This window comes from Citrobacter sp. B72, from assembly GCF_016894305.1.
GTDB lineage: Bacteria > Pseudomonadota > Gammaproteobacteria > Enterobacterales > Enterobacteriaceae > Citrobacter > Citrobacter portucalensis.
Genome location: NZ_CP069801.1, coordinates 3,829,120 through 3,846,400 on the forward strand (window position 1 = coordinate 3,829,120; position 17,281 = coordinate 3,846,400).

A 17,281-nucleotide genomic window follows, 5' to 3' on the forward strand; every position below is an offset into this window, starting at 1 on the left:
GCCGCCTTCCTGCAACTCGAATTATTTAGGGTATAGCATAAAAAAATGCCGGATGGGGTTGCGCCGCCATCCGGCATTTTACTGTTCATTATGCCGTTAACTTAACCGGTTCATCCTTAAAGTCGTCAGCAGGTTCCAGCGCCAGATTCAGCGTCGTTAACAAGCCAAGTAATTTTTCATGAAATTCACGTAAGGTGTATTCCAGTCGCTCTACCACTTCAGTCTCTTTCACCGGCACCGCAGTCCAGTTACCGTCTTTATCAAACAAACCAAACTGATAACTGTACGTGAAGCGTTTTTCCTGCGCCTCCAGTTCCATCCACCAGCCCCAGAACTCGCGTTTCTCAGGGGCGGGTTTCACGTTGACGCAAACAGCCAGACAATCGAAAAAAAATCGATTATCTTCGCACTGCCCTTCCCGGATATACGGGCCAAGCGCGGTGAATTTCTTGATCAATCTACTTTTCGGATGCCCACTCGGTAACGTCATTACGATCTCCTTAGGTGAAGCACCTGTTTTACCAAATCGCTAAAATTTAGCAAACTTTTAACACAATCTCTGATTGATCCAACCGGTTATTTCCTGCAGCCCTTTGTCAAAATTGCGATACACCGGGTTGAAGGGGATCTCCAGTAGCTTACCGTCTGAAGATGAAGATGTGATTAAACGTGACTCTTCTTCCGGGCTAAACGGATCGTTCTTCCAGAATCCTGAGAGCATTGGCGTCGGGCAGCGTCGACCCAGCAGGCCCTGCACTTTTAATGAATAGCGATTAAGCTCAACGCGCAGCGCTTCATCGGAAGCGTCATGCATCCCCAGGCGGCTGGCCAGAACGTCAAGATACATTTCCGGGACGCTTGCCTGACGCTGCGGATCGCTCAGCAGCGCATGCACGACCGGCCCCAGACAGGCCACCGCCTTCAGCCGTGATGATTCCAGATACGCCAGGCGTACCGCCACGTTAGCGCCAAAGCGGAAACCGAAGGCCGCCACGCGAGTGTGATCCACCCAGGGAACATTAGGCAGCGCTTTTAATACATGCTGATGCAGCAGGCTGGAATCCTGAGTCAGTTTCCATTTTGACGAGAAACCAACCGACGGCATATCCAGCGTCAGCATGGCTATACCCCGTGGGGCAAAATAGCGCTCATACAGGGTGTAGTAATCCGTTTGCATGGAATCGAGGCCACCACACATCAGCACCGTCGGGAACGGACCGTCACCTTTTGGCATATGTAAGAAGCCGGTGATCGGCGCGCCGCCAGCGACGGGAAACTCCATCTCACGCAGCGTGCCCGGTAATCGCTGTGCGGCCTCTTCATAGGCACGATTCGCCAAAGCCTGTGCCTGCTCTGCCAGCTCATCGCCTTTCAGGTGTGGGTAAGCGGCAATGTTGTACAACGTAGACGCATGCAGCCAGTGGCGTCCGCTCACCTGCGGATCCTCTTCCATAGACGCTTTCTGTTGCCAGTCCATCGCCTGCTTCGCCCACTCATAGATCCAGTTCCCACCGCGATAGCCGATAACCGTATCGTAGAGTTCTTTATCTGTACGCTCGGCTTCGCTCATCACGATACGTGCCTGCACCTCAAGGATTTCACGCGGGTCGACGCCGCGCCAGATCCACATCAGGCGATTCACCATGCGATACCAGTGCGGAATGGTTTTGCCATCCAGGGCAGATTGTACGGACGGCTGCGCGCCGTGATTAAAACGACGAACCAGTGTTGACGTTTCAGGGTGTTTGAAGCGGGGTTTAAACAGGACTTCGCTGAGGTTAGCCTGTGACATGATTGCAGCCTCCATGAGTACTCACTAAGGCATAGTGTAACCTGACACAGCACAAAAAGAACAACGCCCGGCAGTTGCCAGGCGTTGAAAACTTTTTAGATTAGCGACCAGAGATCGGCGGGACGAACACTACGCCCATATCCCACGGCTGCTCAATCCAGGTATCCTGAGGGATATCAACAACATAATCATTCACCAGCGGGCGACCAGCCGGCTTAGCGAAGATAGTGACGAAATGCGCTTTAGGATACATTTCGCGGATCGCAACGGCGGTACCACCGGTGTCAACCAGGTCATCGATTACGATGAAACCTTCACCGTCGCCTTCGGCACGCTTCAGCACTTTCAGTTCGCGCTGGTTGTCGTGATCGTAGCTGGAGATGCATACGGTATCGACATGACGAATACCCAATTCACGCGCCAGCAATGCGCCCGGCACCAGACCACCACGGCTAACGGCAATAATGCCTTTCCATTGTTCAGAAGGCATCAGGCGGCTTGCCAGTTTACGTGCATGGATCTGCAACATGTCCCAGGTGACGACGTATTTTTCGCTCATGTGAAGTGTCCCAGCCTGTTTATCTACGGCTTAAAAAGTGTTCGAGGGGGAAATAGGTTGCGCGAGATTATAGAGATCTGACGCACTAAAAACCAGTGTTTCGCGGAATCCGCGCCTCTTTTTGCATGCTTTATGCTAGCCGTCAGCGGAGAAAGTGGTATTCTCAATCGCATCGCGCAAGCCTGGCTTGTGGTGTTTTTAATTCTGCTAACCCCGTGGCCTGCAAGCAAGTTTTGTAGGACATCGCCAAGGAGACTCAACGTGTCTGAACTGTCTCAATTATCCCCGCAACCGCTATGGGATATTTTTGCCAAAATCTGTTCTATTCCTCATCCGTCCTATCATGAAGAGCAGCTCGCTGAACACATTCTGAGCTGGGCCCAAGAGAAAGGTTTCCACGTCGAGCGCGATCAAGTCGGTAATATCCTGATTCGCAAACCCGCAACCGCTGGTATGGAAAACCGCAAGCCGGTCGTTCTGCAGGCGCACCTGGATATGGTCCCGCAGAAAAACAACGACACCGTGCACGACTTCACTAAAGATCCTATCCAGCCTTATATTGACGGCGAATGGGTGAAAGCCCGTGGCACCACGCTGGGTGCGGATAACGGCATCGGTATGGCGTCTGCGCTGGCCGTTCTGGCTGATGACAGCGTGGTACACGGTCCGCTGGAAGTGCTGCTGACCATGACCGAAGAAGCGGGTATGGATGGCGCGTTTGGTCTGCAGGCTAACTGGCTGCAGGCAGATATCCTGATCAACACCGACTCTGAAGAAGAAGGTGAGATCTACATGGGTTGTGCAGGCGGTATCGACTTTACCTCTAACCTGCCGCTGTCCCGTGAAGCAATCCCGGCTGGCTTCCAGAGCTTTAAGCTGACGTTAAAAGGCCTGAAAGGTGGTCACTCCGGCGGCGAAATCCACGTGGGTCTCGGTAACGCGAACAAACTGCTGGTACGCTTCCTGGCGGGCCACGCTGAAGAGCTGGATCTGCGTCTGGTTGATTTCAACGGCGGTACGCTGCGTAACGCGATTCCGCGTGAAGCCTTTGCCACCCTCGCCGTGGCTGCAGATAAAGTTGATGCGTTAAAAGCGCTGGTCAACACCTATCAGGAAATCCTGAAAAACGAACTGGAAGCCAAAGAGAAGAACCTGGCTCTGCTGCTGGATGCCGTAACTCAAGACAAAGCCGCGCTGACCGCTCAGTCTCGCGACAGCTTTGTGCGTCTGCTGAACGCCACCCCGAACGGCGTAATCCGCAACTCTGACGTCGCCAAAGGCGTGGTTGAGACCTCTCTGAACGTCGGCGTTGTCACAATGACTGACGACAATGTTGAAATTCACTGCCTGATCCGTTCCCTGATCGACAGCGGTAAAGACTACGTGGTGAGCATGCTGGATTCACTGGGTAAACTGGCTGGCGCGAAAACCCAGGCAAAAGGCGGATACCCAGGCTGGCAGCCGGATGCTAACTCTCCGGTTATGCACCTGGTTCGTGAAACCTATCAGCGTCTGTTCAATAAAACGCCGAATATCCAGATCATCCACGCTGGTCTGGAATGTGGTCTGTTCAAGAAACCGTATCCAGATATGGACATGGTTTCCATCGGGCCAACTATCACCGGTCCGCACTCCCCGGATGAGCAGGTTCATATCGAAAGCGTCGGCCATTACTGGACGCTGCTGACTGAACTGCTGAAGTCTATTCCGGCGAAGTAAGATTCTGCGCTAAATGCCGGATGACGCTACGTTTATCTGGCCTACATGCTGGTTTGTAGGCCGGATAAAGTTGTTACGCAGCCATCAGGCCTGCACGCTGGTTTGTAGGCCGGATAAGGCGTTTACGCCGACATCCGGTAATTGTTCTGAGTCACAGACCCAACAGTAGCTGTCTTTCCAATTGAGGATCCAGCAGCGTGACGTGTAATCCCACCAGCCTGACGCCTCGCCCTCCCCTACGCTCGTCCCAGGTCTTGCGCGCTGTCGTAATTAAGTCATCTTTATTTAAGCGCGGCCAGACGTGCTCCTGCGTAGTCTGCTGAAAATCATTAAACTTGAGTTTTATCCCCTGGCGAGCGATCAGCAGATCCGGCTTTACCTTTGCCAGACGCCGTTCCAGTTCAGGATAGAGCCGTTCAATTATCGCCTCACACTCCGACCACTCGTGAATATCTTCCGCCAGCGTACGCTCCACGCCGACGGATTTACGCAGCCTGTCGTTGTTGACGTCCCGTTCGTCAATCCCTTGACTGCGCTCCCACAGCACGCGACCAAACTTGCCGAAGCGTTTGAGCAGCATTGCCAGGTCATATTTTTGAACATCTTCGCAGGTACGTAATCCCATTGATTCCAGCTTAGCGGCGGAGACTTTGCCAACGCCGGGAATTTTGCCTAACGGCAATGTTCTGAGAAATTCAGGAACATCGGCAGGGGTAATCACATATTGCCCATTGGGTTTGTTGAGATCGGAAGCTATTTTTGCCAGAAATTTTACCGGCGCAATTCCGGCAGAGGCGGTTAACTGTAACTCGTTAAAAATTGTCTGGCGGATTTCTTGAGCGATCAGCGTAGCTGAGCCGTGGCAGTGGGTGCTGTCGGTCACATCCAGATAGGCTTCATCCAGCGAAAGGGGTTCTATCAGCGAGGTATAGCGAGAGAAAATAGCCTGAATCTGGCGGGAGGCTTCTTTATAGGCCTCGTAACGACCAGGTAATAAAGTGAGATGCGGACACAGCTTTAATGCCATTCCCGTTGGCATTGCGCTACGCACGCCAAATTTGCGCGCCGGGTAATTGGCCGTGCTGATGACCCCCCGACGTTCTCGACTGCCACCAATAGCAATGGGAATATCACGCAGGGCGGGGTTGTCGCGCATTTCCACCGCCGCGAAAAAGCAGTCCATATCGACATGTATGATTTTACGCATCGTTCGTCTCCCACATCACTGTTTAAGTATACAGTATTTTTATGTTGTGAGAAGTATGGTTGTACCTAATGCTGGGCCGTTCCTGACCCATTATCCATCCAGCACGAATAAGACCCAATGAAGCGCAGTAACCAGCAAAATACGCCAGTGTCTGACTGCCTTTAAGCGCAATTTTCCGTATAAAGAAAAACTAAAGTGTAAACGCCGCACGAGAGACTTGCGAAAAACTCTCTTGGTGCTAATGTGAGCGCTCCAGATCCAGATTTATCCGATTTGGGGAATCTTTTTGCCGTCCTGGCGTGTGTGATCGTTTTATCAAGGAATAAGCAGTATGCGTAAAATCGCATTTTTTCTTGCGATGCTTTTATTGCCGTGCGTTTCATTTGCCGGTTTGCTGAGCAGTAGCAGCCCGACTACGCCTGTCAGCAAAGAATATAAGCAGCAATTAATGGGCTCCCCCGTTTATATCCAGATCTTCAAAGAAGAGCGAACCTTGGATCTGTACGTCAAGATGGGCGAACAGTATCAATTGCTCGACAGCTATAAGATCTGCAATTATTCCGGCGGCTTAGGGCCGAAACAGCGTCAGGGTGATTTCAAAAGTCCGGAAGGATTTTACAGCGTACAACGTGGACAGCTGAAACCGGATAGCCGCTTCTATAAAGCGATTAACATTGGTTTCCCTAACGCCTACGACCGCGCACACGGTTATGAAGGTAAGTACCTGATGATCCACGGTGCCTGTGTTTCCGTCGGCTGCTACGCAATGACCGACAACGGCATTGATGAGATTTTCCAGTTTGTGACAGGTGCTCTGGTGTTCGGGCAGTCCAGCGTACAGGTTAGCATTTACCCATTCCGCATGACCGATGCCAACATGCAACGCCATAAGTTCTCGTATTACAAAGATTTCTGGGCCCAGTTAAAGCCGGGATACGATTACTTTGAACAAACACGTAAACCACCGACCGTTTCCGTCGTCGATGGTCGTTACGTCGTCAGCAAGCCGTTGAGTCACGAAGTGGTTCAGCCGCAACTGGCATCAAACTACACGCTCCCCGAGACAAAATAATGCCCACTCGCCTGGCATAATCTTTTGCCAGGTTTCATTGCCGGTTAACGGTTGAGTGGCAATCACGGTGACCACATCATTGGGTGTGGTCTCTGAGCTAAAATCGATTTCCACGTCCTGATCCAGCAATGTCGCCACGCCAAACGGCGCACGACGCGTGATCCAAAACAGGTTGGTCGAACAGAAGGCCATCACATAGCGTCCGTCAGACAACAGCATGTTGAAGACGCCTTTCTCCCGCAGCTCTCCTGCCAGCATTGCGATGTATTTAAACACTGCCGTCATATTGCCAGGCGTGCGCGGATAACGCTCCGTCAGCTTATGGAGCAGCCAGCAGAAAGCTTTTTCGCTGTCGGTTTCCCCGACCGGACGGAAATTTCCGGTTTCCAGCGATTTATAGCCACTGAGCTGTCCATTATGAGCATAGGTCCAGTTGCGTCCCCACAATTCGCGGGTAAAGGGATGGGTATTTTCCAACGCCACTTCGCCACGGTTCGCCTGACGAATATGGGCAATCACGGAACAGGATTTGATGGGGTAGTCTTGTACCAGTTTGGCAATAGGCGAATTAAAGCTGGGTTGCGGATCTTTAAACGTACGGCAGCCCTTACCTTCATAAAACGTAATACCCCAGCCGTCTTTGTGCGGCCCGGTCCCTCCGCCGCGCTGAACCAGTCCGGTGAAGCTAAAGCAGATATCGGTTGGCACATTGGCGCTCATCCCGAGCAGTTCGCACATACATCACCTACCTTAAAACCGTGAACTGCCTGATGGCGCTGCGCTTATCAGGCCTACGTGGCGCTCATGTAGGCCGGATAAGGCTTCAGCCACCATCCGGCAATCGTCTTCTTATGGTTTAACCATCTCTTTTTCGATCAGCTGGATCAGGATATGGATCACTTTGATATGAATTTCCTGAATACGGTCAGCGTAGCCAAAGTGCGGCACGCGAATTTCGATATCCGCGCTGCCCGCCATTTTTCCGCCATCTTTACCGGTCAGGGTGATCACTTTCATCCCTTTCTCACGCGCTGCGGCAATCGCTTTAATTACGTTACCGGAATTACCCGAAGTAGAGATGCCTAGCAGGACATCACCTTCACGACCCACGGCTTCTACGTAGCGAGAGAACACATAATCGTAACCAAAATCGTTGCTGACGCAGGAGATATGGCTGACGTCAGAGATAGCGATAGCAGGGTAACCAGGACGGTTTTCACGATAGCGTCCGGTCAGCTCTTCGGCAAAGTGCATCGCGTCGCAATGGGAACCGCCGTTACCGCAAGAAAGTACCTTACCGCCCGCTTTAAAGCTGTCTGCCAACAGGACCGCCGCGCGCTGAATGGCGTGAATATTGGCGTCATCTTTAAGAAAATTAGCCAGCGTTTCCGCCGCTTCGCTCAGTTCGTTACGAATAAGATCCTGGTACATGAGGATATCCTTCAGCATGAATGTAAATGACAAGATGCAGTGTACCGGATAGCGCTACCAGCGAGAAGTCCAAGCCACAGGAATGGTCATAATGACTGCAAGTGAATCATGCAAGGAGAATATTTTATCTTTGAACAGGGTTACGTTCACCTTATGTTCATCGCTACTCTGATATCGCTATTTACGTGAACGTGCAAGGGTGGCTCACCGCCACCACCCTTGCAACCCGGGCTCCCGGCGGGAAAATCGTCGCTATGCGATTCATTCGTCTTATTCCGTCTGCCTTTCGGGTCGGGGCCGAGCCTGCATCCCTGCAGGCCATCCCCTCCGTCCGCATCCCTGCGGACGACCCCGGTCAGCCGTCAACGCCTCATCAATTTTCAGCCGGACCGAGGGTATCGCTTCAACTCTCTTAATTTCAGGTGTTTCTGTTTCGCTGTTTGAAAAAACGGCGGCGATGATCAGGTGTGGGCTGGTCCGGCTGAAAATTGCCGACGTGTTTCCGTAAGGCCGGGAGAGCCAGCATGGATGCTGGCTCAGGGCGCGTTTTGCAGGGACGCTACCTCGCGCCCGGCCCGGTAGCCTGAAGGAATAAGCGGAGGGTATTGCGCAGCAACAATTTTCCCGCCAGGAGCCGGGATTGTTAAGGGTGCAGCGATAGCACCCTTAACACGTTCACAAATATTGGTGCTGCAGAGTGGCGATAAACGCAAAGTGAACGGAACAATTTCTCAAAATTAACACGTTCATTACCTTAACAACGCATGTTGATATTTCCTACTACAGAAAATTATCCAGACAGGAATGGCTACGGCTTTTGATTTTTTGTGCCGGTTAAAACAGCAACAATGTGAGCTTTGTTGTAATTATTTTGTAAACACATTGCTAAAAGAATTTACATCCACTACAAACATATCATCACAAGTGGTCAGACCTCCTACAAGCAAGGGAGCTTTTCGTTATGATGATTTTGAGTATTATCGCTACGGTTGTTCTGCTCAGCGTTCTGTTTTATCACCGCGTGAGCTTATTCCTCAGCAGCTTAATTTTGCTCGCCTGGACGGCTGCGCTTGGCGTGGCTGGCCTGTGGTCAGTCTGGCTGCTGGTTCCTCTGGCCATTATCCTCGTGCCGTTTAACTTTACGCCGATGCGCAAATCCATGATCTCTGCGCCGGTGTTCCGCGGTTTCCGTAAAGTCATGCCACCGATGTCGCGTACTGAGAAAGAAGCGATTGATGCCGGTACAACCTGGTGGGAAGGTGACCTGTTCCAGGGCAAGCCTGACTGGAAAAAACTGCATAACTATCCTCAACCGCATCTGACCGCTGAAGAACAAGCGTTTATTGATGGTCCAGTGGAAGAAGCGTGCCGTATGGCGAACGACTTCCAGATAACCCATGAACTCGCGGATCTGCCGCCGGAACTGTGGGCATATCTGAAAGAACACCGCTTCTTCGCGATGATCATTAAGAAAGAGTACGGCGGGCTGGAATTCTCAGCATATGCTCAGGCTCGCGTTCTGCAGAAACTCTCCGGCGTTTCCGGGATCCTGGCGATCACCGTTGGCGTACCTAACTCATTAGGCCCAGGCGAACTGCTGCAACATTACGGCACCGAAGAGCAGAAAAATCATTACCTGCCGCGTCTGGCTCGCGGTCAGGAGATCCCATGCTTTGCTCTGACCAGCCCGGAAGCAGGCTCCGACGCAGGGGCGATCCCTGATACCGGCGTGGTTTGTATGGGCGACTGGCAGGGCCAACAGGTGCTGGGTATGCGCCTGACCTGGAACAAACGTTATATTACGCTGGCGCCTATCGCCACGGTACTGGGTCTGGCATTTAAACTCTCTGACCCGGAAAAACTGCTGGGTGGTGAAGAAGATCTCGGCATTACCTGTGCGCTGATCCCAACCTCAACGCCGGGCGTACAAATTGGGCGTCGTCACTTCCCGCTGAACGTGCCGTTCCAGAACGGTCCGACCCTCGGTAAAGATGTGTTTGTACCGATTGATTACATCATCGGTGGTCCGAAAATGGCCGGTCAGGGCTGGCGCATGCTGGTGGAATGTCTGTCTGTGGGACGTGGTATTACCCTGCCGTCTAACTCGACGGGCGGCGTGAAATCAGTCGCAATGGCCACCGGCGCATATGCGCACATTCGTCGCCAGTTCAAAATCTCCATCGGCAAGATGGAAGGTATTGAAGAACCGTTGGCACGTATTGCCGGTAACGCCTACGTGATGGACGCTGCGGCATCACTGATTACCTACGGCATTATGCTGGGTGAAAAACCGGCGGTGCTGTCGGCTATCGTGAAATATCACTGTACCCACCGTGGGCAGCAGTCAATCATCGATGCGATGGATATCACTGGCGGTAAAGGCATTATGCTTGGCGAAAGCAACTTCCTCGCCCGCGCTTATCAAGGTGCGCCAATCGCCATTACCGTTGAAGGTGCCAACATTCTGACCCGTAGCATGATGATCTTCGGTCAGGGTGCGATTCGCTGCCATCCGTATGTTCTGGAAGAGATGGCTGCGGCACAGAGTAACGATGTGAATGCGTTCGACAAGCTGCTGTTCAAACACATCGGTCACGTTGGCAGTAACAAAGTGCGCAGTTTCTGGCTTGGCCTGACACGTGGCTTAACCAGCAGCACGCCAACCGGCGATGCGACCAAACGTTACTACCAGCACCTGAACCGTTTGAGCGCCAACCTGGCCCTGCTTTCAGATGTGTCCATGGCCGTACTGGGCGGTAGTCTGAAGCGCCGTGAACGTATCTCCGCGCGTCTGGGCGATGTGTTAAGCCAGCTGTATCTGGCCTCTGCGGTACTGAAACGTTATGACGATGAAGGCCGTAATGAAGCGGACCTGCCGTTGGTTCACTGGGGCGTTCAGGATGCGTTGTACAAAGCGGAACAGGCGATGGACGATCTGCTGAAAAACTTCCCGAACCGTCTGGTCGCGGGCTTGCTGAACGTGGTTATCTTCCCGACCGGTCGCCACTACGACGCGCCGTCTGACAAGCTGGACCATAAAGTCGCGAAGATTTTGCAGGTTCCGAGTGCTACTCGTTCTCGTATTGGTCGCGGTCAATATCTGACGCCAAGCGAGCATAACCCGGTTGGTTTGCTGGAAGAGGCGCTGCTGGATGTCATTGCAGCCGACCCTATCCACCAGCGGATCTGTAAAGAGTTGGGTAAAAACCTGCCATTTACCCGTCTCGACGAACTGGCGCACAATGCGCTGGCGAAAGGGCTGATTGATAAAGATGAAGCCGCGATTCTGGTGAAAGCCGAAGCGAGTCGCCTGCGCAGTATCAACGTGGATGACTTTGAACCCGAGGAGCTGGCGACTCAGCCGGTAAAGCTGCCAGAGAAAGTGCGTAAAGTCGAAGCCGCATAACGATATACGCACAACGTTTAGCCCCGCTTAATGCGGGGCTTTTTATTGCCACATTTTCATTAATCCTCATGCTACAGTGTCAAAATGTTGTTCAACGAGGAGCCTCGATCGTGCCTGGTTTGAAAATTACTCTGCTGCAACAACCCTTGATCTGGATGGATGGCCCGGCCAACCTGCGCCATTTTGACCGACAACTGGAAACCGTCGCCGGACGTGATGTCATCGTGTTGCCCGAGATGTTTACCAGCGGATTTGCCATGGAAGCGGCAAATAAATCGTTGCCGCAGGAAGAGGTCGTCAGTTGGATGCGCGCCAAGGCGCAACAGACCAACGCCCTGATCGCGGGCAGCGCTGCTATCCAGTCTGAACGCGGCCCGGTAAACCGCTTTTTTCTGGTTGAGCCCGAAGGTAATGTGCATTTCTACGACAAGCGCCATCTGTTCCGCATGGCGGATGAGCATCAGCATTATCAGGCGGGTGACGCGCGCGTTATTGTTGAATGGCGCGGCTGGCGCATTCTGCCGTTGGTCTGTTATGACCTGCGTTTTCCGGTATGGTCGCGCAATCGCAACGATTACGACCTGGCGTTGTATGTTGCCAATTGGCCTGCGCCGCGTTCGCTGCACTGGCAGCTTCTGCTTGCCGCACGGGCGATTGAGAACCAGGCTTATGTAGCAGGATGTAACCGCGTGGGCACAGACGGTAACGGCCACCATTATCGCGGTGACAGCCGGGTGATTAATCCGCAGGGTGAGATTATTGCCACCGCCGAGCCGCATCAGGCCACACGCATTGACGCCGAGCTGTCACTCTCAGCGCTGCGCGAGTATCGCGAGAAGTTTCCCGCCTGGCAGGACGCCGACCCGTTTACGCTATAACTATCGCCTTCACTCCCGCTGCACTACGTTTCTTGTGGCGGGATTGTTTCACTCCGTAACCAACCGCAAAACAAATTCGCGTGGCGACATGCGGTGAGCATCGTATTCTGCAAAGGATAATCACTCGTAACCAGCGGGTGGCAGACAATGTCGATAATTTCCTTATCAGGATTTCAATAATGAAGAACTTCTTACGCATGACTTTGCTGGCGGCTACCTTAGCGGGCGCTTCTTTTAGTACGCTTGCAGCAAACGTATCCAATGTTCCTGCTCCAGCTCAGGACCCGGTCGTTCAGCATCTTAAGCTGACCAACGACCAGGTGGCGCAGATTAAAAAACTGCACCAGCAGCTTGAAACCAACGTAAGCCAGATTTCGGTGAAAGATGTTAAAGACGGCGCGTTGATTGACGTCATCAAGTCCGGGAAATGGGATGAAGCTGCCGTTCAGAAACAGCTTTCTGCGTTCAGCAACATCGAACAGCAGGCGCGTTATTATCGCGTAAAATACTATTTTGACCTGAACAAAGTGCTGACCCCAGAACAGCGCCAGCAGGTGCAAAAAGATATCGCACAGACGCTGAGCGAGTAATTGTCAGAGCCTGAGTCAGCAATGATTCAGGCTTTTCGGTAAAATTTCCTGCTCAAACAGAAAGCCCTGCACAGCATCTGCGCCGCTCATACGGCAAATGGCATAATCCTGTGGCGTTTCTACTCCCTCAATGACAACCCGCTCACCCAGCCCACGAAATTGATTGACCAGAACCCTCAACTGCCACTCCGATGTTCTGAACTGATGAAACATTCCACTTTCAATTTTGATGGCATCGAAACGGATGCCCGACAGCCGCCAGACAAAAAATAGCTCAGGCGAAACATCATCCAGCCACACGCGAAACCCGTGACGCACCAGCGTTTTTACGGCGATGCATACGGCCTGCTGCTCTGCCTTATCCAGGCGCATCATGGAGCCCGGATCCTGAATTTCAATAACAATCCTCCCCTGATGCACCTGCTTTGTGAGACGTGTGATCCATGACAGACTGGTCAGCATCCTGACGGATAAATTCAGCGAATAGCTTCCAGAGAGAGCCAGCACCCGCTGCATTTGCCATAGAAAAAGCTGCTGTTTTGCCGTGATGGAAAGGTGCTTGAAAAACAAATCCAGTGGGAGCGGTGTGCGTACCTGGCTTAACACCTCACAGACATCCAGCGATGCGTCATCAAAAAAATGAATGCGCTGCAAACGGATCCCGGTGATCCGCAGCAGTTCGGCGTTGCGGGGAAGTTCTGGCACATAACGGGCCTGTTCACTGAATCTGTTCATATCATTCCATTATTTTATTAAAAGGACGTCGTGCATCCTGCAGCCACGGGATACGGCGATCGTTTGGGTATATCAGGCAAAAGCGCGTCGCCAGACGATGCGCCTCGACCAGGTCGCGCTGTTGCAACGCCAGTAAGATTTGCGTGAAGGAGACATTAGGGTCTGGGTGAACGCGCACATAGTCAGGCGCCCAGCGGCGAACCTCCTCCAGCCAACGTGCGTCCCGGGAACGCTGATACCGTTGCAGATACCCCATCTGGACATCAAACCGATAGCGACTGGTAAGAAGCCAGCCTCCGACAGGGAGCGGTTCGGCAAGTTGCCACTGCGTTGACTGCCTCTCCGCCAGCGTCAATTGCTGTTGCGTGTGCAGCGTGAGAAGCAGCAATGGCGCGACGGTCAGTAACGAGATAAACCCTGCCGCGCGAATCAGCGACGTCGACGTAAGCGCCAGGCGTATTCCCGTTCGCGCGCTGTCTGCACATCGAAGCAGCAGGATCAACAGCAGCCAGTGTGGCGTTGACTGCCTGACGGGGTATTCCGTCAACATATGAATAACCACCGGCAGTGCCGCCACCAGGCAGGCGCGACGCCAGCAATTACCGTGCAGCCAGAGCCATACACCACCCGCTATAAAACAGAGTGCCCCCGCCAGCCCAACCAGCCCCCCCTCCACCAACCACAGCACCAGTTCGTTGTGCGGATGCGAAATGCTGCCCAGCCCCAATGGCCCCGCGCGTTCGAGAAACACGGCAGCAAAACTGCCCACGCCCCACCCCATCCACGGGCGTTCGGCAAATAATGCCAGCGACGTTTTCAACACCGTCCAGCGCACTTGAGAAGTCGTCAGATGATCGACCGTGACCACAGACAAAAAATGGCGGGCCGTGGCCCCTGTCGCCACGCCTAACGCCAGCGGCAGTAGAAGCAGCAGTAGCGTGCGCCATTGCGCCGGGAAAACCGCCAGCAGCAGCACTTCACCGACTACCAGAGACAGGTAGCCGGTTTGCGACTGAGATTCATGCAGCACAAATCCCATCATTACCAGGCCTATCCCAATGGCAATTCGATACCCGCGGTGCAGACGTAAAAAGAGCGGCGCTGACAGCAGCACACCGCATGCCGTGAAGCTGGCTATCAGGTTGACCTGCTGAAATATCCCGTAGGGTCGCGTACCGCGCCGCCAGGCAAACTCCCAGTATTCAACGCCCGGCAAATGCCAGTACTGATAGACAAACGCCAGACATTCAATCACGCACGCCCCCCATAACAGAGCCAGCAGCGCCATCAGGGTGTTTGCCGTGAGCGGAATTTGTAATGTGACCAGATAGACGCTCACACCTCCCAGTAACGCCCCCGCCACCAGCAGTGCCTCGGCCTGCCAGACATCAGGCGTTAGCAGGCAAAGCAACGTCAGGATGAACGCCCCGACTGTAAAACACGCAGCGGGCACAGTGATGCGCCAGCGTTGACGAGGCACCAGCATCAATACGCTTGCAGCCAGTACAACAGCGTAGATCCAGCTCGTTATATTAAGCGGCAACGACAGGCCGCTGCCGCCGTTGTTCGGCCAGTAGAGATGCATGGCCCCACACCAGAAAAACAGACTAATACCGAGCAATAATTTCTGCGCAGGCAGCGGCGCAATGCGATTCAGTACGTTCATCATGCTACTGGTAGTTCAACGTCCAGGTCCCGCTGGCGCTGAACGGACCGTATTCGAGAGACTGATTTTTTATCGCTGAAGGCTCCGCTGCGACCCACGCCAAGAAATTCAGCGTCATCGAACCTTCTGTTATCTCTTTGACTGACGTGCTCTCATCAAGGCGGATTGCCGTGCCGTCCTCTTCGCTCATCCCAATCCCGATCCCTGACGCACCGCCTTGTTCACTGCTATCCAGCGCCAGATGATCGGTCAGCTCCGCATCCTCACGACCGCTGAAGGTAACCGAGATCCCACGGAAAACCTCCGGGTTGCAGTCGCGTAACTGGATGCTGAATTTTTCCGGCTTACTGCGCCCCGAGAGATAGAGATCCTGTGTCGCGATTTGCTTGAAATCGACCTCGATTTTGTCGCCTCCCGGGGCAAGGCTGCAGGCCAGGGCTCTGATGGTACCGTGAAAATACATATCGCCGCCGACCAGTTTGGTGTCGGCCTGCGCCATGCCACCTAGCAGTAACATACTGGTCGCGAATAACGCCGAGAATCTCATGACATCCCCCTACTGAAACTGCGCGACAACGGTGGCAGAGGCTTCAAATTCACCTTCTTTCACACTTCCCACGCCCGGCTTTGCCACCGGTGCGGCGGTGAGATTCCAGTCGCCCTGATTCTGGTAAAACCCCTTCACGTTGTAGAATTGATTGGGCACGACGGTGCCACCACTCTCGTCTTTAAGCATAATGCCGAGATCGTCGCGCTTTTGTCCGCCGCTCAGCGTGCCAAGGAGATTACCGTTAAACCCCGCCGTGCCTGACGCCGTGGTCGTTTGTATACCAAGATTAATGTTCAGCGCACCCTGATCGAAGCTCCCGCCTTCACAGACAACATGTATAGGGACTGACTTGCTGTAGTTAGTGCCGTTGAGCCGGGCAGCGGATCCAGGCAGATCGCCAAACTCAATGCTGATTTTGTCTCCCCGGTTGAAGGTGCATTTGTCCGGGACAGTAATTAGCCCGGATTTAATCACCACGCGAGAAATCGCCGTGGTTGGCGTAGGTCCAGCGCTTCCCATACGCCCGGCCACCTCCACCAGCGACTGGGAAGTGATATTGATGCCATTGATGATGGGTTTAGTGACAATAAACGTCACTTTCCCTTTTGAACCACTTTCAACGTTAGTCGCTCGCGTGTAGCCCTTACGTTTTTTACAGCTGTTGTTGCTGTTGCGGTTTGAAACGTTGGTAAAAGGCGCCTGCACATATTTTTTATAGCCCCCGGCAACCCACACCTGAACTTCCACATCCAGATACTCGTTTAGCCGAAAACGGTTCGCCCCCTGATTTGAAGGCGGCATCGTGGTTGTGGTGGTGTAGTAAATTGGTGCTCGGGAGATGTCAGCCTGTTCGCAATAGAAATTCACCACATACCAGCCGCCCAGATTCCATGGGAACGGCTCCGTTCTGCCACCCACGTGGTTTTTGCTGACATCCAGCGAGCTCAGTTCAATATCGTACTGATGCGGCGACCCACCTTCCGGCTCACCTTCTCCCTGTGTAAATGCCTGCCCGGCCAACGGACAGCCTGCCAGCACCACCCACAACAGCGTTTTACGTAATACGCTCATAGATACTCCAGCTTAAGTCTGACCAGACCGTTAAATTCTCCGGCGGTCACCTCTCGCCCAAAAGATTCCAGCGCGGCAAGAAAATGAATGGCGTTATCGCCCGGTTTGAGGATCCACATGCGTTGCGGTTGGTTCAGGTGGATTAACTGATTACGTTCAGTCAGTAGTCGGATGCCCGCGCCGCGAACATCGCCACGAATACGCCCCAAATCGCTGTTTTCCGGTGCGCCTTCAGCCATTAGCGTCATCGAAACACCACGCTCCACCGTGCTGTGCGCAAGCTCAGGCATCTCACTGGTCTGCCCAGGGAAATCCCTTAAGGTATGACCGGAGCCCTTTAAACAGCCATTCAGATACAGCGTGACCAATACCGGATCGCTGCGATCGCCGCCCTGGCGAAATCGGCTGGCGGAAATATCACCAAGATCGATAGTCTGATCGCGGGAGGCCATATCCAGCACGCACGGCGAAACGAACACCCGACCATGAAAGCGGACGTTGCCATACTCGCCGGACACGTTGCTCATATCCTGGCGACCGCTTGTGGCCTGAACCGAGCAGGCCATGCCCGCCATCAGCAGAGCGCAAAGCATCTTTTTCATTTA

The 17,281-nt window shown here is 53.3% G+C and carries 16 protein-coding genes; 5 read left to right on the forward strand and 11 right to left on the reverse strand.

From position 1 onward, the window contains the following. Window positions 1-88: 88 nt before the first annotated feature. From crl to gpt, 3 genes are all read right to left on the reverse strand, one after another. The gene (gene crl, locus JQN59_RS18385; protein WP_003031376.1) at window positions 89-490 is read right to left on the reverse strand and encodes a sigma factor-binding protein Crl; all 402 of its coding nucleotides are present in this window, start codon (window positions 488-490) and stop codon (window positions 89-91) included. A gap of 57 nt (window positions 491-547) precedes the next feature. Then, complete coding sequence (gene frsA, locus JQN59_RS18390; protein WP_048214870.1) at window positions 548-1,792, reverse strand: esterase FrsA; 1,245 nt, start codon at window positions 1,790-1,792, stop codon at window positions 548-550. A 100-nt stretch (window positions 1,793-1,892) separates the two neighbouring features. Continuing rightward, complete coding sequence (gene gpt, locus JQN59_RS18395; RefSeq protein WP_003031380.1) at window positions 1,893-2,351, reverse strand: xanthine phosphoribosyltransferase; 459 nt, start codon at window positions 2,349-2,351, stop codon at window positions 1,893-1,895. A gap of 261 nt (window positions 2,352-2,612) precedes the next feature. Between gpt and pepD the strand changes: the two genes are divergently transcribed. Further along, entirely contained in the window at window positions 2,613-4,070 is a 1,458-nt protein-coding gene (gene pepD, locus JQN59_RS18400; protein ID WP_008783788.1) for a cytosol nonspecific dipeptidase, read from the forward strand. 151 nt (window positions 4,071-4,221) lie between these two features. On the opposite strand, the gene dinB is transcribed toward pepD, so the two are convergent. Further along, window positions 4,222-5,277, reverse strand: coding sequence for a DNA polymerase IV (gene dinB, locus JQN59_RS18405; RefSeq protein WP_048226436.1), 1,056 nt, complete (start codon window positions 5,275-5,277; stop codon window positions 4,222-4,224). Between the two features lie 331 nt (window positions 5,278-5,608). Between dinB and dpaA the strand changes: the two genes are divergently transcribed. Then, on the forward strand, window positions 5,609-6,349 hold the full coding sequence (dpaA, locus tag JQN59_RS18410) for a peptidoglycan meso-diaminopimelic acid protein amidase (protein ID WP_003830823.1): 741 nt from the start codon (window positions 5,609-5,611) through the stop codon (window positions 6,347-6,349). Here dpaA and JQN59_RS18415 read toward each other — a convergent pair. Together JQN59_RS18415 and lpcA are read right to left on the reverse strand one after the other, a co-directional pair. Then, the gene (locus JQN59_RS18415) at window positions 6,320-7,087 is read right to left on the reverse strand and encodes a class II glutamine amidotransferase (RefSeq protein WP_003031388.1); all 768 of its coding nucleotides are present in this window, start codon (window positions 7,085-7,087) and stop codon (window positions 6,320-6,322) included. The genes dpaA and JQN59_RS18415 overlap by 30 nt on opposite strands. Window positions 7,088-7,198: 111 nt before the next feature. Next, window positions 7,199-7,780: a D-sedoheptulose 7-phosphate isomerase gene (gene lpcA / locus JQN59_RS18420; protein WP_003031390.1), complete on the reverse strand. Its 582-nt coding sequence runs from the start codon at window positions 7,778-7,780 to the stop codon at window positions 7,199-7,201. Between the two features lie 961 nt (window positions 7,781-8,741). Here lpcA and fadE point away from each other — a divergent pair. From fadE to JQN59_RS18435, 3 genes are all read left to right on the forward strand, one after another. Then, window positions 8,742-11,186: an acyl-CoA dehydrogenase FadE gene (gene fadE, locus JQN59_RS18425; RefSeq protein ID WP_003830821.1), complete on the forward strand. Its 2,445-nt coding sequence runs from the start codon at window positions 8,742-8,744 to the stop codon at window positions 11,184-11,186. A gap of 110 nt (window positions 11,187-11,296) precedes the next feature. Next, window positions 11,297-12,064 carry an amidohydrolase gene (locus JQN59_RS18430; protein WP_149607820.1) on the forward strand — a complete coding sequence of 256 codons (768 nt, stop codon included), beginning with the start codon at window positions 11,297-11,299 and terminating at the stop codon, window positions 12,062-12,064. 179 nt (window positions 12,065-12,243) lie between these two features. Next, complete coding sequence (locus JQN59_RS18435) at window positions 12,244-12,654, forward strand: Spy/CpxP family protein refolding chaperone (RefSeq protein WP_003830819.1); 411 nt, start codon at window positions 12,244-12,246, stop codon at window positions 12,652-12,654. 15 nt (window positions 12,655-12,669) lie between these two features. Here the strand turns inward: JQN59_RS18435 and JQN59_RS18440 are convergent, their stop codons facing one another. The 5 genes from JQN59_RS18440 to JQN59_RS18460 are packed head-to-tail and all read right to left on the reverse strand — an operon-like array spanning window position 12,670 to window position 17,278. Then, window positions 12,670-13,389 carry an EAL domain-containing protein gene (locus JQN59_RS18440; protein ID WP_008783783.1) on the reverse strand — a complete coding sequence of 240 codons (720 nt, stop codon included), beginning with the start codon at window positions 13,387-13,389 and terminating at the stop codon, window positions 12,670-12,672. Window position 13,390: 1 nt separating this feature from the next. Continuing rightward, entirely contained in the window at window positions 13,391-15,058 is a 1,668-nt protein-coding gene (locus JQN59_RS18445) for an O-antigen ligase family protein (protein WP_149607821.1), read from the reverse strand. Window position 15,059: 1 nt separating this feature from the next. Next, a complete protein-coding gene (locus tag JQN59_RS18450; protein ID WP_003830815.1) occupies window positions 15,060-15,602 on the reverse strand; it encodes a fimbrial protein in 543 nt (180 codons plus the stop codon). Between the two features lie 9 nt (window positions 15,603-15,611). Next, window positions 15,612-16,676, reverse strand: a complete 1,065-nt coding sequence (locus tag JQN59_RS18455; protein WP_020996610.1) for a fimbrial protein — start codon at window positions 16,674-16,676, stop codon at window positions 15,612-15,614. Then, a complete protein-coding gene (locus JQN59_RS18460; RefSeq protein ID WP_048214874.1) occupies window positions 16,673-17,278 on the reverse strand; it encodes a fimbrial protein in 606 nt (201 codons plus the stop codon). Before JQN59_RS18460 ends, JQN59_RS18455 begins: the two co-directional genes overlap by 4 nt. Window positions 17,279-17,281 lie beyond the last annotated feature (3 nt).